This is a genomic window from Treponema sp. OMZ 798 (assembly GCF_024181385.1).
Taxonomy (GTDB): Bacteria; Spirochaetota; Spirochaetia; order Treponematales; family Treponemataceae; genus Treponema_B.
This window is the reverse complement of record NZ_CP051305.1, coordinates 2,622,882-2,644,686: the sequence shown is the minus strand read 5'-3', so window position 1 is coordinate 2,644,686 and position 21,805 is coordinate 2,622,882. Positions and strand designations below refer to the sequence as shown.

The window sequence follows — 21,805 nt, the reverse complement described above, 5'->3', positions numbered from 1 at the left end:
ATTTTACGTGTTTTTTGACAATTATCCTATAAAACTTTCAGATACAACGAAACCCTTTTTTTTAAAAGGACTAAAAACCGCGCCGGCTATTTTGCTGATTCATGGTTACACGGGCTCTCCCAGAGAGATGATTTGGCTGGGACGCCAGTTAAATGAAGCAGGCTACAATGTCTATATCCCCCGCCTGCCAGGACACGGAACCAAAAAAGACGATTTTTTAAGTACATCTTGGAAAGACTGGCTCCGCAAGGTTTGTGACGAATATATTGACCTTTGTGCAATGTATGAAAGAGTTTTTGTCGGAGGTCTTTCTATGGGCGGAGTACTGGCATCTTTAATAGCAGCGCGTTTTAATCCGGAAAAAATATTTTTATGTGCACCTGCCTTTATAGCAACGGATAACAGGATAAAATTGACACCTTTTTTAAAATTTTTTGTCAAAAAGATAGAAACCGTAAAAAAAACTTATGAGAACGATCCTGAATACGGAAGATCAATGACGGACTATAATGGTGTAGAATACTTAGCAAAAACGGCGGATCTTTATAAATTACAAAAATTAGCCTTAAAAAACATGGTTTTTATAAGATCTCAAAGCCTTACAATCTTATCAAAGGCCGATAAATTAGTCCCTTTTAAGGTAAAAGATCTAATAGATAAGAATTTAAGAACTCAAAACGAGTATCTAATACTTGAAAAAAGCAGTCATATAGTTACAAACGATATTGAAAAAGAACTTGTAGCAAAAAAAATAATAGAATTTCTAAAGGATTAAACTTTTTAATAAAATTTACCGATAATATTGCCGGATTATAGTATATTTAGTATGACTTTTTTAAAAAAGAGTGATATACTTATACTTATAGGTTTTACAAGGAAGTTTTAATGAGAGATTTTGATTACTATAAAAAGCAGCCCAAAGCTGATACTCATAATCATCTGAATTTAAGTATGAAGTATTCCGACTATAAAAAATGGGCAGGGTTTGACATTCCCAATTTTCCTCGCAAAATGAACGGTCTTGATGAGATGCATGAAATCATCGGACAATATACTCGCCCTGCATGTACTACAGCGCAACACGTTATAGATTTAATAGAAATGTCCATACTGAGTGCAATAGAAGACAATGTTGTTCACATAGAAGGCTCAATTGATATAGGTTTTATAAGACAATTTAAAGGTGATTTGGACGGTTTTTTAACCGGAATAAATAATATTGTAAAAAAATATAAAAGTAAGATTAACATTGTTCCCGAATTGGGAATATCAAAAACTATAGATCAAATTTTTTTAAAGCAATGGGTAGAACCTATGATGTCATCAAAGGTATTTAAAAACATAGACCTTTATGGCCCTGAAGTTTCGGAAGGCATTGAACAGTGCGTATATATATTTAGATTGGCCGAAAAATACGGATTAAAAAAGAAGGCCCATGTAGGCGAATTTTCAGATGCAGCTTCAGTCAAGTATTTTGTTGAAATGTTTGATTTAGATGAGGTTCAGCATGGTATAGGAGCAGCCCAAAGCGACAAGGTGCTGCAGTTTTTAGCAGATAGAAAGGTCCGTTGCAATGTTTGCCCCCAAAGCAATGTAATGCTGGGAGCGGTCAAAGACCTAAAATCTCATCCATTACGTAAAATGATGGATGCAGGTGTACCGATAAGCATAGGAACCGATGATATTCTCTTTTTTGGGAAAACAAACAGCGAGCAGTTTTATGACCTCGTAAGCGAAAAAATTATAACCGAAAAAGAAGCCGACAAGCTGATGGCAATTAGATAATCTAAAATAATCCTAGTATCATTTCGCCGAAGACGTCATAAAATAATTTTGCAAACAATAAAATTATAACCACAATCATAAGAGGCCTTATAAAGGCAGCCCCTTTCTTTAAAGCAAATCCGGCACCTAAGTAATTACCGATAATACCGCAAACTGCAGCAGGAACAGAAAGCGAAAAAACAACCTTATTATTCAGCAAAGCGGCAGTCAAAGAAGCATAGTTTGAAGCTAAGTTTAAAAGCTTGGCATTTCCCGAGGCTGTTTTTAGGTCGTATTTCATCCATGCGGAATAAGCTATAATTGCGATTGTACCGGTACCGGGCCCTATAAGTCCGTCATAAAAACCTACACAAGCACCTATTAAGCCTGCCAAAACATAAGCCTTTTTTTGAGGAATTTCCTTGGATTTGTTTTCGTTGCCGAAATTTCTTTTTATCAAAAGAACAGCCGCTATCACGGGAAATATTAAAATCAGGGCAGTTTTTAAGACCGCTTGGTCTATTCTGAGCGCAATTTTCATTCCTATATAAGAAGCCCCAAAAGAAAAAACTGCCGAAACCAGAGCTACACGCCATTCAAGAGCCCCGTGCTTAAAAAAACGGAAGGTTGAAAGAGTTGTCCCGCAGGCTGCCGAAAATTTATTGCAGCCTATGGCTGTATGAGCCGGAAGGCCCACAAAAAAATAGGCCGGGAGCGAAATAAGACCGCCGCCGCCGGCAGCCGAATCTACAAAGCCAGCAAGAAAAACGCAAAAGCACAAAAAAATCATTGCCTGTAACGATAAATACATAAAAACCCCTTATACTATTTTTTCGGTAAACATCAATTTGCACCTAAATGCTTTTTTACCTTATCTTCATGGTGTAAGAACATAAAAAGAGCAACTGCAAATATTATAGCAAATCCTAAAAAACTCCACCGGTCGGGAAGCTCTCCCAAAAAAGCGAAGCCGAAAAGTGCAGAAAAAACTATTTGAGTATAATCATAAACCGAAATTGAACCTGCAGGAGCATGGGCATAGGCAGCAGTAACACAAAACTGTCCGCCCGTTCCTACAAGACCTGCAAGCAAGAGGGTGATAGTTTGTAAAAGAGTCATCGGACGATAAAATATTATAAATACGGGAAGAAGGATCAATATCGAGCAAAACGAAAAGAAAAAAACTATAGTTGCGCCTTTTTCTTTTTTTATTGAAAGATAGCGTACGCAGGTATAAGCTGCCCCGGCCATCATTCCCCCGAAGGCCCCTATAAGGGCTGCAATAACATGACTCTTATCTGCAAAGGCAGGTTTTATGATAAGAAGGCTAGCCGAAAAAGCCGTTATAACTGCAAGAATTTGATAAAGCTTTATTTTTTCCTTTAAAAAAAGGAACGAAAAAAGGATGGCAAAAAAAGGCGCCAGTTTTGCAAGAATAGAAGCATCGGCGAGAAGCATATTCTCTATCGCATAAAAATTCCCGACAATCCCCATAGTGCCGAAAATTGCCCTCATAAAAAAGAAGGGCAGATTTTTTTTATCCAAATGAAATTTTTCTTTTGACCGTATAAGTACTGCAAAAGACACAAGAGCCGCTATTAGATTTCTAAAAAAAGCCTTTTGCATCGAAGGCAGATCCCCTGCAAGCTTTGCCAACAAATTCATCGATGCAAAGCAAAGCGCCGAAAGAATTAAAAACATAATACCCTTTTGTTTTGATGTTAATTTCATTTTTTTTCAACTCCTACTAAATTCTTTTACACATCCCCTATATCGTATCTGCTCATACCCTCATATTCATAAGAGGCCTGTATGCCCCTCATATAAACTTCCCTGTTCTGAATATCATCGGTTAGGGCTGTTTTCAATAAAAACTTGAGTTCCAGACTGTTTACCGGAGAGCGTTCCATCGCACTTAAATAAGAAAACTTGTCTATCTTTGACCAATCAACACACTTTCCTAAGCGTTGTTTTAAAAGAATATCCAGCCATATCCTCATGCTCCTTCCGTTGCCCTCTCTAAAAGGATGAGCAACATTCATTTCGATATATTTATCCAAAATCTCATCAAAGGCCTCGTCCTTCATCTTATCGATTATTTTAAGATTTTCAGTCAAAAATAAAATTGGAGCAAAGCGGAAGTTTCCCTTTGAAATATTTACCTTTCTAACTTCTCCTGCAAAATCAAACACATCTTGAAACAGGTATCTATGTATTTCTTGCAAACCCTTAAAGGTTCCAACTTCAATATTTTCAATTAAATTTTTATCCCAAAGTTCGAGAGCCCTGATCTTTGTCAGCTTTTCTTCATCATTCATAGTTTGTTTCCTTTAAAATTTTTTTTAGCTCCCGATCAAAATCCGATTCTATTTTTTGTGTTTTATTGAATATATCATATTCGGATTCGGCTTTTTCTTTTGCCTTGGCATATGAAACTTTTCCCTTATTTTGAAGAATGTCATATCGGCGGAAGGCTAAAAATTCATTAACACTTTGAGAAAATTCCTGCATGGTAAAGGTATTTTCTCTTTCTATGATATCCTCGATATAATCAAAATATCCGGTAATAGCCCGTTCAAGTCTTTTTATCGATTTTTCATCAAGATAGTTTTTTGCGATGCTGACATCCGATTTTAAAATACGACCATTCGGAGAATTCTTCCATGTCATAAGCCCCATGTTTTCTTTTTTACTGTCTGCACTCTCGTATACAATTTCAGCGGCAGTTTTTCCGCTTATGGCATAATGAAATTTATTTTGCACCATAGCATAAAAATCTTTTGTAATATGATTGTCTTTATCATAATCTATAGAACATTCGGCAAAAATATCAGTTATCTGCTGCCATATACGCCTTTCACTTGCACGGATTGAGCGGACTCGCTCCAATAATTCTCTAAAATAGTCCTTGCCGAAAAGGGTTTTACCCTGTTTTAATCTTTCATCATCAAGGGCAAAGCCCTTTATCATGTACTCTTTTAAAACCCCTGTCGCCCAAATACGGAATTTTGTTGCCTTTTGAGAATTCACACGGTAGCCCACCGAGATGATTGCATCTAAATTATAAAACTTCGTATCCTTCGTTTGTGTTTTTCCGGGAATAGCACCATGGTCAGTGGTTATTTCCAAAATGGAAACAACCACTTTTTCATTAAGCTCTCCCTCATCAAAGATGTTTTTTAAATGCTTGGATACGGCAGGTACTCCTATACCAAAAAGCTCCGCCATGGCTTTTTGGGTGAGCCAAATGGTTTCATCTTTTACAACCACATTAACCGATACGTTTTCCTCTTTTGAGGTGTACATCAAAAACGAAAGCTCCTTTAAATCATTCATCCTTCAAACCTCCTTATAGATTTTCACTTAACCATAAAACGGTCTCGTCGAGCATTTGAATACTTATATAATGATCCATTCTTTCGACACTCATAAGCCTTAATAAATCTTTATTATTATAAAGCGGAAGGGTTGAGTCGTAAAATTGTTTTTGGATTTTGTAAGAAACCAGGGAGTCCTTTATTCCGTGTAAAAGAAAAAGAGGCCGATCTATGAGTTTGTCGATGTTTTGTGCGGGATCAGCTTTTTTTGTTGCCTCATCAAATTCGATATGGCCTTCATCATATTCTTTTTCGATTTGAAGGATTGCATTTTGCCAATCGCAGGCACCGTTAAAAACGACCGCAGTTTTAATGCTCGGATTATGGGTAAAGATTCCTGCTGTAGTAAAACCGCCCATAGAATGTCCCGAAACTGCAAGGCGTTTTTCATCTGCATTAAAATTTTTTATGGCATAGTTTTTTATTATGGGAAACTCGGCAAGGTTTTGCATAATGACAGGCAAAAAAAACTCGTTTAAGGCCTCATCATAATCTTCAAACTTATTTCTTTCACCGTGATGGACAGCATCCGGTAAGATTACTTGATATCCCAAGGTAGAAAAAACATAGCCAATCAGCTTTTGCTTATTTTTTTCTGAAGACCAGCCGTGATAATAAAATAAGGTAGGAAAAGGCGGAAGAAATCCGCTCATCTTTGCAGGATAAAAACGCAAACAGGGTATACCTTCTATTTCGACCCTCTCTTCGATTATATTTTGATTTTTGTATTTTCCCATAACTCCTCCCTCAGTACGGTCATTCCGAAAAAATAGAATTGTGAATCAGTTTTATTTTTGAAATATGAGCAATAGAAATTTTCAACCTATCTTTAGGATTATCACACACAATGGTAAGAACTGCATCTTTTTCTTCTTTTAAAATTTCCTCGGGAACTCCGCTTATTTTTTCCGGACCCTTTTCTGTGTTCAACTCTATTTCAAGGATGTGTTTACCTAGGATTGCCTGCTCCGCTATTTTTTGTTTTCCCAAAAAATCAAGCCCGGATGCTTCCTTTTTTGTAAACTTAAAAACTCCGTCTTTAAGCTGCTCCTCCGTAATTATAGCTTTACGGTTTATCCTGCCGCTTACAATTTTGGTATCTTCCTTTGCTAACTGTAAATCTTTTAGTATTGCACTTAATTGCGATAAGGTCTTTGAATATTTATCTTCCCTTTCTTTTTGATGTTTTACCCAATCAAGTTTTTTTGTGTAATCCTTTTTTTCTTTTTGAGAAAATAAATTAAGCCTTTGAAAATTTCTTACAGAAGGAGATTGGAGAGGTCTATTTTTATAAAAGATAAATTCCAAACCGCTTTTGTAAACGGCTTGTTCAAAATCTTTTAAATCTTGAACATTTAAAAGATAGACCCCCTCTGCTATTTTTTTATGGACAAGCTTTTTTAAAGGAGTATCGAGCTCAAAAAATTTTTCTTTTTCCTTAGCAACAGAAACTACAAAACCGCTGTATAATTCCAGTGAAGTAAAATTCTTATACCACTCGTTTATTGAAACTCTTATATTTTGAGGAATCTCATGCCCTGTTGCCTCCGATAAAATTTTATACACATTCTCGGAAGTAAATCCTAACTGAAAAATCTTCGAACATGCTTTTTTTGTAATTTCGAATTTTCCCGTCATTTGAATTAAGACCGGCTCCATACACTCCGCTGTATCTAAAAGGCTTTTTAAATTGCTGTCAGGTAAAACGGTAACCTCAAAAGACGGATCTATTAAAAGAGGCTTTTTAGGTTCAGTTACATTTTTTAAAAGCTCAGGATTCAAATAAATCAAATGCTTATCCCTGCATAAAAGACCGAAGGTTTCAGCAATCTCTATAAAATTTAAATGAAGGATGTCAATTTCATTTTTAATAAAGGATGAAGAAAAATTTTGCATACACAAAAGAAGAAAAAATTGTTCTACGTCATCTTCCTCATAATAGGCCCTATCATAAAACCCATTTAAAAATTCAAAAAGAATTAAAACAAGTTTTTGTAAATTTTCTTTTCTCGTTTTAAATAAAGAAGCAGCAGTAAAATATATCAACCGCTCAGGTTTGCTTATCTGAGAAAAAGCTTCCCATTTTGCCCTTTGAACTGTAAAGCCGTTTTCCGTTCTAAAAATAAGCCCTAGGGATTCACATGCCGAAAAAATGGAGTAAATACGTTTTGTCTTTTCCGAAAGCCACGGAAAAATTTCTTTGATTAAATCTTCATATCTTTTTTTAAAAGAACCGTCATTTTTTAAAACGGTTTCGTTATGAATACAAAAGGAATAAAGCCCGGCAAGGGCCGCATCGTTTATATTTATTTCTTTAGCTTTTACCTGCCCCGATTTTTCGGGCATAAAAAAAAGATTATTTAATAAAAAAGGTTCTATAGTTTTTTGTAAAAGAGGGTTAATCTTATAAACCTTATCGCCATCGCTGTTTTGAACACGGTACAATAGCAGACGTTCTTCCGAATTTAAAAGTTTTTCGGATAACTCGGCGTAGGATATTTTTTTTGAAAAAAACAAAGAGAGCATAGCCTGCGTAGGATTGGGAATTTCTTTTACGGCTTTTAAAATCAATATATCGTGAGAATCGAGACTTTCTGCAATTTTTTCTTGTATAGCGGGTTTTCGTAAAAAAGCACTCAGCTGTTCCGCAAGCCTTTGCTTATTAAAGGGAGTTTTGATTTTTCCCAAATAAAGCTGCATTAAATCAAAAAAATTATGGTCGGGCAATTTTACAAGGCTTTCCCGCCACTCGACAACATCTTTGGGATTCATCTTTTCCTCCTCTTACCGAAAATTTTTTAGCGAGGTAATATTTTATCACATAAGGGGAAAAAATAAAAGTAGGAGAAGGCTTAACTAATTGCCTAAAAAACCTCTAATACGATAAACTATGAGGCAGTATTATCGGGTAAATTTTTACGCCCTTATCGGCGGCGAGTTTATCTACATTTTCTTTTGTTACCTTTCCGCGGGGTCTGGGATGAGGAGGGGCATCGCCTATCAAAATTAACTTTTTATCCACATCGGCATCCAAAGCACGCCATGACTGACGAAGTCCCAAGAAGATGCCCTCATAGACAGCTTCGGGAATATCTCTTCCGCCGAAAACTTTAAAACCGTAAAGGGCTTTTTCAAACTTTTTTAAGTTATCCGTAAAAACGCAAGCCTCTCTCACCAAAAAATCTTCATGATAATCCTTGTACAAAATCAAAGCAATTCTATAAGTTTTATATTGAGGAAGAATGTCGCCAAGCATTGAGCTTATGTTTTTACGCACCTCTGCAATATCATCCATCATGCTTTCAGTGGAGTCTAACGCAAAGAGTAAATCAAGATGATCTTTATCTCCCTTTTTTAAAATTTCTTTTATAATTGGGAGAATATCCTCAGGGCCCTTTGCATAAATCATCTCTCCTTCAGTACTGTCGGCCAGGTCGGTAAAGGTTTTTACAGCCTCATCGCTGTAGGCAAGATCGGGGGGAGGATCTTCTTTGACGGGCTTTTGAGTTACTCTCAAAGTAAAGGGGTTATCCTGAAAAGTTCCCGTATAATCCCCATAAGGTTTTGAAAAGGTTCGGATATTAAAAAAGGTTCCATCCTTTACTTCGACCTCACCGCTGCGAGACCAATCATATCCGTAAAAAACTACATAGGGAATCCAAATATGATAGGCTTCACCCAGAGGGGTATTTATTTCGGGAGTCGAATCTATAAGGCTGTAAAGCTTTTTTTCGGGCAGTAAAAACTCGCCGTTTAAAAGGCGTTTTTCGTCTCCGTTTATTTCATTATAATTGGGATCACGGTAGGCATAATTATCCAACTTTAAATCGGGATCCTTTGTTGTCTCGGTTAAAAGTACACTTTTTATATCGGCCTTAGCTCTTATGTATAAATGATAACCGCCCTTGGGGTTTTGTATAACAAGCAAATCTTCCCTTGAAATGCTTAAGTCTTCAGCTTCAAGAAAAACAGAAAAAAAAACAATAACAATCAATAAAAACTTACTTTTTTGCATATACTAATTATCGGATTAAATTCTTATTTTTTAAATAGAAATTTTTATGCATAATAACCATTATTGACTATATGTATAAACTATAGTAAAATTATGCATGGAGGATAAGATGAGAACAACTATTGTATTAAATGATTCAAAAATTCAAAAAGCATTCGCATTGACAAAAATAAAAACCAAAACAGAGCTTATTGAAGTTGCTCTTGATAACTTAATAAAAAAGTATCAAATTCAAGACCTAAAAAACTATTTTGGCAAATGCAACTTAGACATAGATCTTGATAATTTAAGGATAAAAAGATGGAAATACTTTTAAAATCTTACAGGGGCAAAATTGAAGACCTTTACACATTCGGTTCAATAGCCGTAGTCGATAAGAACGGAAACATTGTGTTCTCGGCAGGAGATACCAAGGAAGTGTCTTTTCCGCGTTCAAGTGCAAAACTTTTTCAGGCGATGGTACCTCTTTCGCTTGGGGCTAAGGAAAAATTCAATTTAAGCCGCGAAGAAATAGCTCAAATCTGCGCCTCGCATTCGGGCGAGGATTTTCATATTAAAACCGTAACCGGAATACTAAACAAGATCGGTCTTGATGAAAGAGCCTTAAAGTGCGGCCCTCACTACCCTTTTAAACGTGAAGTAGAGTTGCAGATGAAGATAAATAACGAAAAACCCCGCGATATACACAATAATTGCAGCGGTAAGCATTCCGGTATGCTGACGGCTGCCGTATTGATGAAGGCTTCCACTGAGGATTATTACAAGCCGCATCACCCCGTTCAACAAAAAATAAGGGAAATGATAGAACTAATCTGTGATTGCAAAATTCCGGGTGATAACATCTCGGTTGACGGCTGCGGTGTTCCCGTCCACTCCCTGCCCCTTTACAATTTTGCATTCGGAATGGCAAGAATGGCCGACTACGAAAACCTTCCTCAAAATTTGTCTAGCCATGCAAAAGACATCATAGAGTCCATAACAGCCTGTTCCGAATACACTTCCGGCACGGATAGAATCGACCACCTCCTGGTCAAAAAATACCCGGGCAAACTCGTCGTAAAATCCGGAGCAAACGGATACTTCGGCGGCCTTTTACCCGATAAAAAATACGGAATAGCAATCAAAGTCTATGACGGAATTTCAAAGACAAGAGATATCGTTTTGGTTCACTTGTTAAAAAAACTCGGAGTAATCGCTGAGTCTGATTACGAATATTTCGACAACATTGCCGATAAAAGCATTAAAAACCATCGGGGAGAAACAGCCGGAGAGGTTGTACCTCAGTTTTAAAGTTATTATAGGCAATCGTGCAAAATCAATAAGCCGCCTATGACATAAAAACTAGGAAGCATTGGTACTACCTTTAAGCAGTTTTTCTACCTTTTTGTTCGGTATATTAAACTTTACACTAGGTGAAATATATTTAAAAGCCTTCGGTCCAATAAAGGTAAGACTTGCAGGCAAACTGATTTCGCTTAAGTGAGTACAGCCGGAAAAACCCCATTCACCGATTTCCGTAAGGCTTGTACAAGCAGATAGGTCTATCTTGGTTAAACCTTTACAACCGGAAAAAGCCCATTTTCCGATTTCTGTAAGGCTTGTACAAGCAAAAAGATCTACATTTGCTAAACTTGTGCAACCGGAAAAAGCCCATTCACCGATTTCCTTAAGACTTGTACATGATGAAAGATTTATCTTTACTAAACCTGTACAACCGGAAAAAGATCGCTCTCCGATTTCGGTAAGATTTACAGGAAAATTAATTTCTGCTAAACCGATACAGTCTTCAAAAGCTCTTTTTTCGATTTTCGTAACACTTATACAAGAAGAAAGGTCTATCCTGACTAAACTCGTACAACCGGAAAAAGATCGCTCTCCGATTTCTGTAAGATTGACAGGGAAACTAATTTCCACTAAGCCAGTACAGCTTTCAAAAGCTCTTTTGCCGATTTCGGTAACCGTATCGGGTATGTAAACTTTTCTAATACCGCCGGCCGCACATACAAGTTTCTTCATATTTTTTGCATATATAACATTATCTTTGCTGACGTAAACAGGATTTGCAGGGTTGACTGTCAACGTATGCAAATTGCTGCAGTGTGCAAAAGCCAATTCTCCGATTTCCGTAAGGCTTGCAGGTAAACGGACTTCAGTTAAGCCGGTACAACCTTCAAAAACCTGTTCACCGATTTCCTTAAGATGTGTGCAGGAAGAAAGATCTACTTTTGTTAAACCCTTACAGCCGGAAAAAACCCATCCGCCGATTTCGGTGAGACTTGAAGGAAATCGGACTTCAGTTAAGCCGATACAGCCGTTAAAAGCAACCATACCGATTCCTGTAAGACGTGTACAAGAAGAAAGATCCGCCTTTGCTAAACTCGTACAATCGGAAAAAGCCCTTACGCCGATTTCGGTAAGATGTTTACAAGAAGAAAAGTCTATCTTTGTTAAACTAGTGCAGCCGGAAAAAACATTATCGGCGATTTTAGTAAGGTTTGCCGATAAGTAGATTTCCGTTAGGCCGATACAATCGGAAAAAACCCAGTTAGAGATTTTTTTTACCTCAGCAGGAAGAACAAGTTTTCCTTTCAGTTTTGATTTATCGGTAACTCCGGTGAGAGTACCGTCTTTATCTATAATCAATAAGGGCTTACTATTTTTATTTATCCGATCTTCCAATTCCTTAAGCTTTGCTTGCGCCCTCTTATGTCCCTGTTTTGCTGCTTTACTAAAGTATTCGGCAGCAAGAGTATAATCTTGAACTCTACCCTGTCCTTCTTGGCTCATCTTTCCAAGTTGGTATTGTGCCTCAGCCAGCCCCTGCTCCGCAGCCTTAGCAAACCATTCTACAGCTTTCTTATAATCTTTTTTTACCCCTATTCCCTCATAATAAAGCCAGCCAAGATTAAACTGTCCTTCGGCATCTCCCTGTTCCGCTGCTTTGCGGTGCCAGTAGACTGCTTTCTCATCATTTTGCCGAACCCCGACACCCTTGTGGTGCATCCAGCCGAGTTTATTCGCTGCCTTTGCCAGCCCTTGGTCCGCTGCTTTTAGGTACCATTCTGCGGCTTTTTCGGCGTTTTTTGCAAGACCTAAGCCGTCAAAGTACATATTTCCAAGATTAAACTGTGCCTCAGCAAGTTTCTGTTCTGCAGCCTTTCCATACCAGTAAACGGCTTGTTCATAACTCTGCTCTACACCCAGACCTTCCTTATGCATAAAGCCGAGATTATTCTGTGCCTCGGCAAATCCCTGTTCAGCAGCTTTATTATACCAATAGACAGCTTGTTCATAACTTTGCTCTACACCCCGGCCTTCCTTATACATGAAGCCAAGGTCGTACTGAGCCCCGGCATGTCCTTTTTCGGCCTCCCGGCGCAGTACCTGTGCTTCATAAGTTTCTTCTGCTATAAGAGGACTTACAAATAACAACGGCAGCATACATATGGCTGTCATAATAAAAACTTTTATAAGGGCTAATACTTTTTTCTTTATTTGCTTCATTATGGATACTCCAATTCTATCTTTAATTATATTTTATTTGCTAAAAATTTCAATGGTTTTATTTCGGTATTCTCGATTTTTAAAAGGCGGTTATAGTTTAAGCCGCCTAATTTTTCTGCTTCGTGTGTTGTTACAATTAAGATTTTAGGATTTAAACCGTTTATTATTTTTATCATATTCTCGGTATTTTCTGCATCCAGTCCCGAAAAAGGTTCATCAAGTAAAACTATTTTTTCACTTAAATTTCTTATAAGCAACCTTGCAAAATCAATACGGCGTTCTTCTCCGCCTGAAAATTTCTTTTGATTTTCAAGCTTTGTGCTTAAATAGGCTATATTAAGTTTTTTTATTGCATCTTCGGCAGCAGTATTTTTTGACTTATCAAACAATGTAATATTCTCTATTAATCCTGCATCAAAAATATGAGTTTTTTGCTCCAGCATAAAAACATAACTTGAAAGGTTAATATCCGTTTCTTGTAAAACTCCGTCTATATAAAGTTTACCCGTATTTTTTTCAAATCCTGCCAAAACATTAAGTAAGGTACTTTTGCCGGAACCGCTTAGCCCTGTTACAAGAATTCTATCTCCTATCCGTAAGGCTAAATTTTCCACGTTCAAACATTCTTTATCTTCTTTAACAATTACACAATCCTTAATTTGTACTTCTTTAAAATCTTTTAACCTATGAAGTTCCTCTTTTTCTTGCAGAACCGAATTTATAGTTTTTTCGATGGCTTTAGAAGACATTATACCGGCATATCTTTCGCCTATAATTTGAAAAGGTCCCGCTATCGATTCGGCAATTTTGGTAAGGGCTATCAAACCGGAAAAGGTCAACAGCCCGGCCCTTATAAAAAAGGCTCCGGAAACCCATGTTAAAAGAATAATTAAAAGCCCTGCCCCGAATGCTGATGACATAATAAGATTTTCACGCTTTGCAAGTTTTATTTCGGCTTGGGTATAATCATAATTTGCATTCCCGGAATATTTTGTTCCGGCTTCTTCCGCTCCATACATTTTAATTGTTCTAAAACCGTTCAATACATCGCTTAATTTTTTTATAAAAAACGAACGGGCGTCCGATTTATTTTTTTGTAAGCCTTCAAGTTTATTTTGTGTCAGCTTAGGAAACAAAACAGGAAAAACACAGATGAGCAAAATTACGGGTAAAAAAATCGGCTGAATGTATAAAACCGACAAGAACGAAAAAACCAAATTAAGAACCTGATATAGACAGGATAAAAGAGCATCAAAATAGTTTTGCTCCAAACTTAAAACATCGTTTAATAATAATGATTGATAATCGGAATAAGATTTTTTTTCTTTATGAAGAACGCTTTTATTTAAAAGACTTAAAATAATGTCATTTTTTAGCAGGTAGGAAATATTTTTACAAAATTTAACACGAGAATAATGAGCTAAAAAATCAGATAAAACGGCCGCAAAAATATAAACCGCAGTGCAGACTGCAAGAAAAATCATTTTATTCAGTTCGTAGTTGAGAACCGAATCGGCAATAAGTTTTAATAGAAAAGCCGTACCGACATTAAATAAAGAAGCCGCTGCAGCTAAAATAATTACCAAAAAAAATGATAACTTATTTTTAAAAAAATATTTTGATGCAAAGGCGTTTTTTTTCATTTTTAACTCATAAAGCGGCAGTTAGAGCAGCCCAGTATGTGGACCCGTTTTTTCCCCTTTCTACGGTCAAAATACCTTGCAATAAGGTGGGCTTCATTCGGAACGGTTTTATGGCAGACAGGACACTGACGATGCACTTCATTTTCACAGCTGGGATAACAATGCGGACAGCCGTAGATATAACATAAGCGGTCATCTTCACCGGGATAAACAGCAGACTTTACTTGTTCTCCTCGAGCTAAAACAGTACCGCAGACAGGGCAGACGCCGGGAGCACCTTTTTCTCCTGTTTGTCTAATCTTCTTTCCGCTTGCATGCTTTGCAGATGCGCTAAAAAGAACATAGGCGAATACAATTAAGAAAAGACCTATAAAAACTAATATCATCCATGATAAAGGCTGTAAATCCGTCATAAATACATCATACACCTTTTTTTCTATTGATTCAATACTAAAACTATGATATAATGACTAAGTGGGAATTTTATTTGTTGTTGCCACTCCTATAGGCAATCTAAAAGACATCAGTTTTAGAGCTTTGGAGACTTTTAAAGAAGCCGATTTTATAGCCTGTGAGGACACAAGGCACACCTTGGGCCTTTTAACTCATTATGAAATCTCAAAGCCTCTAATTTCATGCAGGGCGGTAAATGAAGCGGCAGCCTCCGAAAAAATTGTAAAACTTTTAGATGAAGGAAAAAAGATCGCCTATGCAAGCGATGCAGGAACCCCGGCAATCAGCGACCCGGGCTCTATTTTAGTAAGGATGGCGAGGGAGGCAGGGCACACAATAATTCCGATTCCGGGAGCTTCAGCCTTTGGAGCTATCATGAGTATAGCAGGAACATACGACAAAACAGTAGTTTTTGAAGGTTTTTTGTCGCCCAAGGCCGGAAAACGCAAGCGGAGGCTGCAGGAGCTTTTTGACTTCGGGGCAGGTTTTGTTTTATACGAATCACCCTATAGAATTGTAAAGCTCTTGGCCGATATTGCCGAAATAGATAGTAACCGTGAGCTTATTGTGGGGAGGGAGCTTACAAAACTCCATGAAGAAATTATCAAGGGGCCGGCAGTTGAAGTTTTACAAAACTTTGAAAAAAGGCCGTCGATAAAGGGGGAGTTTTCGGTTTTTGTTACAGGAAAATAGACTTTTGTAAAAATAAAACCTTAACTTTTGATTAAGATTAACCGATAATCGGTTAGGAAGGCAGGAAAACATGATGATAGAAAAATTGGGCGGAATTGATCCGATCAAGAATTTACAAAACACTCAAAAACCCAGAAGAATGGAAAAGGTAGAAATTTCCGATTCGGTACAAGTGTCTCCTGAGGCTCAAAAATTATCGGAAATTTATTTTGCAATGGATGCGGTAAAGGCTGCCCCGGACATCCGAAAAGAAAAAATAGAAGAAGTTACCAGAAAATTTCAAGATCCTTCATATATAGACAGTATTTTGGATCAAACAGCAGATAAAATTTTAGACTCTTTAGGATTTTAGTTAAAATAATTTATTGATAAAGGCATGGATGACCATGCTAAGCCGGCATCATGGTTTCAATATCATCTTTAAAACAAAAAAGGCTGTATCTCTTTGTGAGCTTACAGCCTTTTTTATTTAATTTTCTTAATTTTTGACAGCTTTTTTTATTGATACATTATCAGATATGGACGAGGATTTAAATTAAAGACCTCTTCAGGGCTCATCATAGGCTGGTCATAACCTGCACCGGCAACAGTCGGTTTTGAAAAAAGCTTAAACGACTTAAGCGGAATGTTTTTTGCCAGAGCATTATAGGCATAAGAGTCCTTCTTTAATTGTGGAGAGCCGAAGCCGTCTGCACAGTGGATAAGCTGAACTCTTTCATAATCGCTTCTTACATTAGCTCTTTTTTTAATCATTATAGAATTAAACTGATGAATTACAAGCATCCTTCTGCCTGTAATATTATTTTCCTTTATGTATTTATCCATCATCTCTTGGGCCTTATTTATCTCATCACCTGTAACGGAACCGATAACCTTCATCGGCTGCGTTGTACGCCACTCAGGATCCAAGGCAAGATGAACGTTTGGGTACTTCAAAAAGGGTAAGATTGTATTCATAGCCTGTTCTACCGTATATTTCCCGATTTGGTGGTCAATAAATACATACCAGCCCCTTTCGGCAGCAAATTCTATATATTTTTTTACGGTGGATAAGCGTAAAAGGCCGATCTCGCCTTCAGGCCAGCATGTTCCGTAAATTAAATAAAAAGCAGGTATAATTCCTCTTTCCTTATTTGCTTCGTCATAGGTTGCAGCAAATTCATTCATAATCGGCTCAATGGCTTCGGGGGTATATCGGCCTAAAATTCCCATTGTGTATGCCCCGGGTTTTCCATATAGGGCAAAAATATCGTTATTTAATAAAACAGATTGCAGTTTTGATTCGTCAAATTTAAGAGAAGCTTCCATTTCTTCTTTTGTTTTTACCGTATGAATGACGGCTTCTTGGTTGATTGGGGCATTTTTTACCCACAAGGCTGCAGGAAACAATGGATCCCACTTAGGGGGCATCGAAGCAGCCGGAATATTTTGCTTTATATCTCCGGATTCGGAAAAAACGGCTGAAACACAAAATAAAAAAAACACTAACCTAACGGCAAATTTAATAAGAGAAGTCTTCATTAATACCTCTTATCGGCTTAAAAAAAATAAGCTTTAATTCAAGCCTTGCACCTAAGCCTAAAAAAATGTATAATGAGTCCCTTAATAAACTTGACATTATCTATAACAGTTTTAGGAGGTTTTGTAACTATGCAAGTTAAAGTCAGATATGCTCCCTCTCCTACAGGCTTTCAGCACATAGGCGGAGTCCGTACAGCCTTGTTCAATTATCTTTTTGCCCGCTCAAAGGGCGGAAAATTCGTTTTACGTATTGAAGATACCGATAGAACAAGATACAGCGAGGAATATGAACAGAACCTTTATGATACCCTTGAATGGCTCGGCCTTGAATGGGATGAAGGCGGCCCAAAGGGCGGCCCCTGCGCTCCATATATTCAGTCGCAAAGATTTGAAATCTACCGCAAATATGCCCAAGAACTTGTAGATAAGGGCTTTGCCTACTATTGCTTTTGCGATTCGGAAAGGCTCGACAGAATCCGTAAAATCCAAACCATGAACAAGATGCCTCCGGGCTACGATAGGGCTTGCCGCAATTTAACCGATGAAGAAATTAAGGCTAAAATGGAAGAAGGGGTTCCCTACGTTATCCGCCTAAAGGTTCCGCTTGAAGGCAGCACAAAATTTACCGATGCCCTCTTAGGGGACATTGAATGGAAAAATGAAGACATAAACCCCGACCAAATCCTTTTGAAAAGCGACGGGTTTCCCACCTATCACTTAGCAAACATAGTGGATGACCACCTGATGGGCATAACCCATGTTATGCGTGCCCAAGAATGGCTTCCTTCAACCCCCATGCACGTGATTATGTACAAGGCCTTCGGCTGGGATCCGCCTCAGTTCTGCCATCTCCCCATGGTTATGGGAAATGACGGGCAAAAACTTTCAAAGCGTCACGGAGCCACCAGCTGCAACGAATTCAGAAACAAGGGCTACTTAAAAGAAGCAATTATCAACTATGTAGCTATGCTCGGCTGTTCTTACGAAGACGGAAGGGATATGTACAGCCTTTCAGACTTGGAAAGACTTTTCGACGTAAAACACTTGAACAAGGCCCCGGCCGTATTCGATTATAAAAAACTGGAATGGTTTAACGGCCAGTACATGAGGGAAAAAACCGATGAGGAGCTTTTTGAGCTTACATGGCCCTATATTGCAAATTCGGGCCTTTTCGGAAAAACAGACGAAGAGCAATTAAAAAATGCCGGCTGCCGTTTTGAAAATCAAACCTATCTAAAGCCGACTCAAGAGCAAAAAGAAGTCTTAATGAAGGTAATGCCCTTGGTAAAAGAAAGACTTCACCTTTTGAGCGAAATAACCGAAATGGTTCGCTTCCTTTTTGAAGAACCGCCTGTTCCTCCGGCTGAGGAAATAATCCCCAAAAAGCTCGATTCTGAGACTACCAAGAAAGTACTTCAAAAAGCCATAGAAGTAATGCCTAAAATCAAAGGTCTTGACGACCATGAAGGCGGTGAAGTCTTTAGAGCAGAAGCAGATGCTATGGGTATTAAGATGGGAGACTTTATGATGCCTGTCAGAATGACAGTTACCGGCAGCAGAATAAGCCCGCCCCTTGTAGGTTCAATCCAAATATTGGGAATCGAAAAAGCCGTTAAGCGCATAGAAAAAGCTATAGCGGAACGCTTTTAAATTTTAAGATATTAAAAGGCTGATCTTTTAAATATAAAAGATTAGCCTTTATTTTTATACTAAACATGTAACGGTTTTATTCTCTTTATGTTGAACTATCGGAGTTATGATAAACATTTCGGCAGAAATTCAGCCTCAATGTTTATCTTCGAGTTTTGTGCCTGTGGTACAAAACATCGCATTATTATATGTGTGTGCTTTCCGGCACACACTTGAAAAAACTTTTTTCGCAAATTGATATTTGCTGCAAAAAGTTTTTATCGGAGTTAATTATGAATTTAAATTTACAGTACAAACAAAATCAAGAAGCTGCAGATAAAATTGCTGCATCCTTATCGGCACTGCAAGACGAAAAATTATTTCATATTGATGCGTACGGTCTTGCAGAGGAATTAAGTTTAAACAAAGAACTGGCCTTAAATATTTTTATCCAAGGCGTATATGACGGTTTTTTTATAATCGACTGGATCTATCACTGTCCGACCTGCGGAGGAGTTGCCCATGAAACCCTTTCAATCCATGAAGCAGTTTCGGAAAACTACTGCTCTGCTTGTCAAAAGACCTTTAACAATACCTTAGACGACAATATTGAGGTTTTCTTCTCCATTCATCCGAATATAATACCCTTGGAGCCTTCATTGAAGGAAACCTATCTTGCAAAAATAGAAAACGACGTAAACACCGGGAATTACCTCACATGGAAAAAGACTAATTCCATAAAGGGAATCGATTTAATTCAAAATAACCTTTACAGAGAACTCATGGGCTCGGATGTTTTGATAGCCGAACAATCCCTTCAAATAATGAAAACGGCAATCCTGTTTACAGACATAAAAGGTTCGACCTTTATGTATTCGGAATTAGGAGATGCAAAGGCCTTTGCCCTTGTCAGGGATCACTTTAGAATTCTATTTGATGTAATAAAAAGATTTAATGGTGTTCCTGTAAAAACAATAGGCGATGCGATTATGGGTGTTTTTATGAACTCTAAAAATGCAGTCGATGCAAGCATTGAGGTACAAAAAGAATTGCACGAGCACTATAAAAACAATCCCGAAATTGAAAGAATTGAAGTAAAAATAGGCATTCACTCAGGCCCGGCTCTGGTCGTTACCTTGAATAACCGCTTGGACTACTTCGGCACAAGCGTCAACATGGCCGCCCGTATTCAAAATGCAGCTCTACCGAATGAAGTAGTAATTTCGGAAAAGCTTTTTGAGGATAAAGAAATACAAAAATCCATAGCAGCCGTTACAAACAAGGTCCAGCGCCAACGCATAACTTTTAAGGGAATGAAAGAAGAAGCGACTATTTATCATATAAAGGTTGAAGGCTAAGATTTATAAAATTCTTAATGGCCATCAAACGCATCGCCGGTGGATTTTAATACATTCCAATTTTTTTTCTTTGCATTGTTAACCTGAATAATAGTACAGATATTATTATCTGTACTATTATCACGCCGATCAACAACATATAGCTTTCCCATATCATCACTTGAACGGGAGGGCAAAGAGAATATCAGTCTTTCCATCTCTTTTTCTTTTATCAGATTATTGTAGCAGGATATGTATTTTATACTTTTATTGTTTAGAAAACTAAGACCTATAAGTAAGTTATTATAACACCATAACTTTTGCAACTTTGAATTATTTCGTAAATTCAAAAATTGCAACCGGTTATCGTTTACAGACAAAAACTCCAACTCCGGATTTTTTGTAAGATCCAGATTACCGATTTCATTTTCATGACAATATAAAGTATTTAATTTTGTATTATTAGACGTATTAAGGGCTTTTAGTTTATTATCTTGGCAATATAATTCTTTTAATTTTCTATTGCTGCTTATATTCAATTCTGTCAACATATTCGTTTTACAGCCAAGCTCTGTAAGATTTAAATTTTGCGTTATATCCAAAGATGTAAGCCGGTTTTCGGATAAATAAAGATACTCAAGGTTTTTAAGATTGGAGCAATTTATTTGAGATATATTGTTTTCATTGCAAGACAATGTTATCAACTTACTATTTTTTGATACATCCAGTTCACTTATATTTGTATTGGAACAATAACATTCTTGCAATTCAGTAAGATTAGTAATATCCAAAGAATTTAGCGGATTCCCGTAACAAGATAATATTTCAAGTGTTTCATGTCTATCTAAAGATAAAGAAGATAGATTATTTTTATAACAATAAAACTCTCTAAGTCTTAAATTTTTGCTTATATCCAATTCGGATAATAAATTATCACCGGCTCCAAGAAAACTTATATTAACATTTTTCGACAAGTCGAGATTTTCAAGCTTATTATTACCGCACCATAATTTCTTTAAAAGAGGACTTGAGCTGATATCTATAGAAGTAAGAGCATTACCTGAACAAGCGAGAAATTTTAAATCTCTGCAATTGTCTGTATTCAAATATGTCAGCTCATTGTCATGACAATATAATGTTGTAAGAGAGGTATTTTTGGACACGTCGAGAGAGTCTAATTTGTTATTTTGCAGTTCTAAATGTACTAATCCTGTGATATGCGAAACATCCAGTTCCGTAATTTGATTTTCATAACAAAAAATTTTTTTCAAATCGAAATTTTGGCCAAGGTCTATATCGGTTAAACGATTTTTAAAACAAGACAAATATACAAGATTTCTGTTATTTGTAAGCTGCAAGTCTGTAAGATTGTTGTCAAAACATGAAAGGCTTGTTAATGAGGGATTATTACCCAAATCAATGCTTGTGATACGGTTTCCATCACAAAAAAATCTATTTATTTTACCGTATATAGTTATAGTATCACTATCAATAACATAATCACGATAAGCGGACATACCGGGAGTAACAAATGAAGTTATATCTTCTTTTTCATCTATTTGTTTATTTCCGTTTAAATCAATCCATATAAGTTCACGATTATCGACAAATCTTTCAACTTTGAGTCGTATTTTTTCTCCCTTTGATTTTGCTGTAGTCAAACTTATAGATTCCGTATTCGGTAAATTGATCGATGCTTCTTCTTTATCGTTTTTGTTATCGGCAGTTTTTATATCTTGCTCTTTTTCCGGCTTATTATCCGAACAAGCTGCAGCAAAAAGAATAAAACTTATAAAAATTATAGTCTTCTTTAGTTTTTTAATATCCATAAAACAAAACCTCTCATTAAAATTATCAAATACGCTAAGG

Annotated in this window: 20 protein-coding genes; 8 read left to right on the top strand and 12 right to left on the bottom strand. The window is 37.0% G+C overall.

Features of this window, described 5'->3' with window-relative positions; genetic code table 11:
• Window positions 1-7 precede the first annotated feature (7 nt).
• Together E4O07_RS12295 and E4O07_RS12290 are read left to right on the top strand one after the other, a co-directional pair.
• A complete protein-coding gene (locus E4O07_RS12295; RefSeq protein ID WP_253686251.1) occupies window positions 8-775 on the top strand; it encodes an alpha/beta hydrolase in 768 nt (255 codons plus the stop codon).
• Between the two features lie 110 nt (window positions 776-885).
• Window positions 886-1,785 carry an adenosine deaminase gene (locus E4O07_RS12290; RefSeq protein ID WP_253686250.1) on the top strand — a complete coding sequence of 300 codons (900 nt, stop codon included), beginning with the start codon at window positions 886-888 and terminating at the stop codon, window positions 1,783-1,785.
• Between the two features lies 1 nt (window position 1,786).
• Here the strand turns inward: E4O07_RS12290 and E4O07_RS12285 are convergent, their stop codons facing one another.
• From E4O07_RS12285 to E4O07_RS12255, 7 genes are all read right to left on the bottom strand, one after another.
• On the bottom strand, window positions 1,787-2,575 hold the full coding sequence (locus E4O07_RS12285; RefSeq protein ID WP_253686248.1) for a sulfite exporter TauE/SafE family protein: 789 nt from the start codon (window positions 2,573-2,575) through the stop codon (window positions 1,787-1,789).
• Between the two features lie 32 nt (window positions 2,576-2,607).
• Complete coding sequence (locus tag E4O07_RS12280; RefSeq protein ID WP_253686246.1) at window positions 2,608-3,495, bottom strand: DMT family transporter; 888 nt, start codon at window positions 3,493-3,495, stop codon at window positions 2,608-2,610.
• A 26-nt stretch (window positions 3,496-3,521) separates the two neighbouring features.
• Window positions 3,522-4,082 carry a protein adenylyltransferase Fic gene (gene fic, locus E4O07_RS12275; protein ID WP_253686244.1) on the bottom strand — a complete coding sequence of 187 codons (561 nt, stop codon included), beginning with the start codon at window positions 4,080-4,082 and terminating at the stop codon, window positions 3,522-3,524.
• Window positions 4,075-5,100, bottom strand: a complete 1,026-nt coding sequence (locus E4O07_RS12270; protein WP_253686242.1) for a virulence RhuM family protein — start codon at window positions 5,098-5,100, stop codon at window positions 4,075-4,077. Before E4O07_RS12270 ends, fic begins: the two co-directional genes overlap by 8 nt.
• 13 nt (window positions 5,101-5,113) lie before the next feature.
• Window positions 5,114-5,878, bottom strand: coding sequence for a prolyl oligopeptidase family serine peptidase (locus tag E4O07_RS12265; protein WP_253686240.1), 765 nt, complete (start codon window positions 5,876-5,878; stop codon window positions 5,114-5,116).
• A gap of 19 nt (window positions 5,879-5,897) precedes the next feature.
• Window positions 5,898-7,913 (bottom strand): helicase, encoded by a 2,016-nt coding sequence (locus E4O07_RS12260; protein WP_253686238.1) that lies wholly within the window; start codon window positions 7,911-7,913, stop codon window positions 5,898-5,900.
• A gap of 103 nt (window positions 7,914-8,016) precedes the next feature.
• Window positions 8,017-9,156: a vWA domain-containing protein gene (locus E4O07_RS12255; protein WP_253686236.1), complete on the bottom strand. Its 1,140-nt coding sequence runs from the start codon at window positions 9,154-9,156 to the stop codon at window positions 8,017-8,019.
• Between the two features lie 109 nt (window positions 9,157-9,265).
• Here E4O07_RS12255 and E4O07_RS12250 point away from each other — a divergent pair, with 109 nt between their 5' ends.
• Window positions 9,266-9,472, top strand: a complete 207-nt coding sequence (locus E4O07_RS12250; RefSeq protein ID WP_253686234.1) for a type II toxin-antitoxin system VapB family antitoxin — start codon at window positions 9,266-9,268, stop codon at window positions 9,470-9,472.
• Window positions 9,457-10,446, top strand: a complete 990-nt coding sequence (locus tag E4O07_RS12245; protein WP_253686232.1) for an asparaginase — start codon at window positions 9,457-9,459, stop codon at window positions 10,444-10,446. Before E4O07_RS12250 ends, E4O07_RS12245 begins: the two co-directional genes overlap by 16 nt.
• Window positions 10,447-10,497: 51 nt before the next feature.
• On the opposite strand, the gene E4O07_RS12240 is transcribed toward E4O07_RS12245, so the two are convergent.
• The 3 genes from E4O07_RS12240 to E4O07_RS12230 are packed head-to-tail and all read right to left on the bottom strand — an operon-like array spanning window position 10,498 to window position 14,716.
• Window positions 10,498-12,660 (bottom strand): leucine-rich repeat protein, encoded by a 2,163-nt coding sequence (locus E4O07_RS12240; RefSeq protein ID WP_253686230.1) that lies wholly within the window; start codon window positions 12,658-12,660, stop codon window positions 10,498-10,500.
• Between the two features lie 26 nt (window positions 12,661-12,686).
• A complete protein-coding gene (locus tag E4O07_RS12235; protein ID WP_253686228.1) occupies window positions 12,687-14,303 on the bottom strand; it encodes an ABC transporter transmembrane domain-containing protein in 1,617 nt (538 codons plus the stop codon).
• Between the two features lie 2 nt (window positions 14,304-14,305).
• Window positions 14,306-14,716, bottom strand: coding sequence for a hypothetical protein (locus tag E4O07_RS12230; RefSeq protein ID WP_253686226.1), 411 nt, complete (start codon window positions 14,714-14,716; stop codon window positions 14,306-14,308).
• Between the two features lie 61 nt (window positions 14,717-14,777).
• On the opposite strand from E4O07_RS12230, the gene rsmI reads away from it, so the two are divergent.
• Both rsmI and E4O07_RS12220 read left to right on the top strand, forming a co-directional pair.
• Window positions 14,778-15,449 carry a 16S rRNA (cytidine(1402)-2'-O)-methyltransferase gene (gene rsmI, locus E4O07_RS12225; RefSeq protein WP_253686224.1) on the top strand — a complete coding sequence of 224 codons (672 nt, stop codon included), beginning with the start codon at window positions 14,778-14,780 and terminating at the stop codon, window positions 15,447-15,449.
• Between the two features lie 73 nt (window positions 15,450-15,522).
• Window positions 15,523-15,801: a flagellar biosynthesis anti-sigma factor FlgM gene (locus E4O07_RS12220; RefSeq protein WP_371921980.1), complete on the top strand. Its 279-nt coding sequence runs from the start codon at window positions 15,523-15,525 to the stop codon at window positions 15,799-15,801.
• 146 nt (window positions 15,802-15,947) lie between these two features.
• On the opposite strand, the gene E4O07_RS12215 is transcribed toward E4O07_RS12220, so the two are convergent.
• Window positions 15,948-16,970, bottom strand: coding sequence for a hypothetical protein (locus tag E4O07_RS12215; RefSeq protein WP_253686220.1), 1,023 nt, complete (start codon window positions 16,968-16,970; stop codon window positions 15,948-15,950).
• Between the two features lie 129 nt (window positions 16,971-17,099).
• Between E4O07_RS12215 and gltX the strand changes: the two genes are divergently transcribed.
• Both gltX and E4O07_RS12205 read left to right on the top strand, forming a co-directional pair.
• A complete protein-coding gene (gene gltX / locus E4O07_RS12210) occupies window positions 17,100-18,620 on the top strand; it encodes a glutamate--tRNA ligase (protein ID WP_253686218.1) in 1,521 nt (506 codons plus the stop codon).
• A gap of 272 nt (window positions 18,621-18,892) precedes the next feature.
• Window positions 18,893-19,957, top strand: a complete 1,065-nt coding sequence (locus E4O07_RS12205) for an adenylate/guanylate cyclase domain-containing protein (RefSeq protein WP_253686216.1) — start codon at window positions 18,893-18,895, stop codon at window positions 19,955-19,957.
• Between the two features lie 14 nt (window positions 19,958-19,971).
• Here E4O07_RS12205 and E4O07_RS12200 read toward each other — a convergent pair whose 3' ends face one another.
• Window positions 19,972-21,765 carry a leucine-rich repeat domain-containing protein gene (locus E4O07_RS12200; protein ID WP_253686214.1) on the bottom strand — a complete coding sequence of 598 codons (1,794 nt, stop codon included), beginning with the start codon at window positions 21,763-21,765 and terminating at the stop codon, window positions 19,972-19,974.
• Window positions 21,766-21,805 lie beyond the last annotated feature (40 nt).

Excerpts from the sequence above, each read along its gene's own strand:
- E4O07_RS12290 (WP_253686250.1), top strand. The coding sequence starts at position 886 with ATGAGAGATTTTGATTACTATAAAAAGCAGCCCAAAGCTGATACTCAT.
- E4O07_RS12285 (WP_253686248.1), bottom strand. The coding sequence starts at position 2,575 with ATGTATTTATCGTTACAGGCAATGATTTTTTTGTGCTTTTGCGTTTTT.
- E4O07_RS12280 (WP_253686246.1), bottom strand. The coding sequence starts at position 3,495 with ATGAAATTAACATCAAAACAAAAGGGTATTATGTTTTTAATTCTTTCG.
- fic (WP_253686244.1), bottom strand. The coding sequence starts at position 4,082 with ATGAATGATGAAGAAAAGCTGACAAAGATCAGGGCTCTCGAACTTTGG.
- E4O07_RS12270 (WP_253686242.1), bottom strand. The coding sequence starts at position 5,100 with ATGAATGATTTAAAGGAGCTTTCGTTTTTGATGTACACCTCAAAAGAG.
- E4O07_RS12265 (WP_253686240.1), bottom strand. The coding sequence starts at position 5,878 with ATGGGAAAATACAAAAATCAAAATATAATCGAAGAGAGGGTCGAAATA.
- E4O07_RS12260 (WP_253686238.1), bottom strand. The coding sequence starts at position 7,913 with ATGAATCCCAAAGATGTTGTCGAGTGGCGGGAAAGCCTTGTAAAATTG.
- E4O07_RS12255 (WP_253686236.1), bottom strand. The coding sequence starts at position 9,156 with ATGCAAAAAAGTAAGTTTTTATTGATTGTTATTGTTTTTTTTTCTGTT.
- E4O07_RS12250 (WP_253686234.1), top strand. The coding sequence starts at position 9,266 with ATGAGAACAACTATTGTATTAAATGATTCAAAAATTCAAAAAGCATTC.
- E4O07_RS12245 (WP_253686232.1), top strand. The coding sequence starts at position 9,457 with ATGGAAATACTTTTAAAATCTTACAGGGGCAAAATTGAAGACCTTTAC.
- E4O07_RS12240 (WP_253686230.1), bottom strand. The coding sequence starts at position 12,660 with ATGAAGCAAATAAAGAAAAAAGTATTAGCCCTTATAAAAGTTTTTATT.
- E4O07_RS12235 (WP_253686228.1), bottom strand. The coding sequence starts at position 14,303 with ATGAAAAAAAACGCCTTTGCATCAAAATATTTTTTTAAAAATAAGTTA.
- E4O07_RS12230 (WP_253686226.1), bottom strand. The coding sequence starts at position 14,716 with ATGACGGATTTACAGCCTTTATCATGGATGATATTAGTTTTTATAGGT.
- E4O07_RS12220 (WP_371921980.1), top strand. The coding sequence starts at position 15,523 with ATGATAGAAAAATTGGGCGGAATTGATCCGATCAAGAATTTACAAAAC.
- E4O07_RS12215 (WP_253686220.1), bottom strand. The coding sequence starts at position 16,970 with ATGAAGACTTCTCTTATTAAATTTGCCGTTAGGTTAGTGTTTTTTTTA.
- gltX (WP_253686218.1), top strand. The coding sequence starts at position 17,100 with ATGCAAGTTAAAGTCAGATATGCTCCCTCTCCTACAGGCTTTCAGCAC.
- E4O07_RS12205 (WP_253686216.1), top strand. The coding sequence starts at position 18,893 with ATGAATTTAAATTTACAGTACAAACAAAATCAAGAAGCTGCAGATAAA.
- E4O07_RS12200 (WP_253686214.1), bottom strand. The coding sequence starts at position 21,765 with ATGGATATTAAAAAACTAAAGAAGACTATAATTTTTATAAGTTTTATT.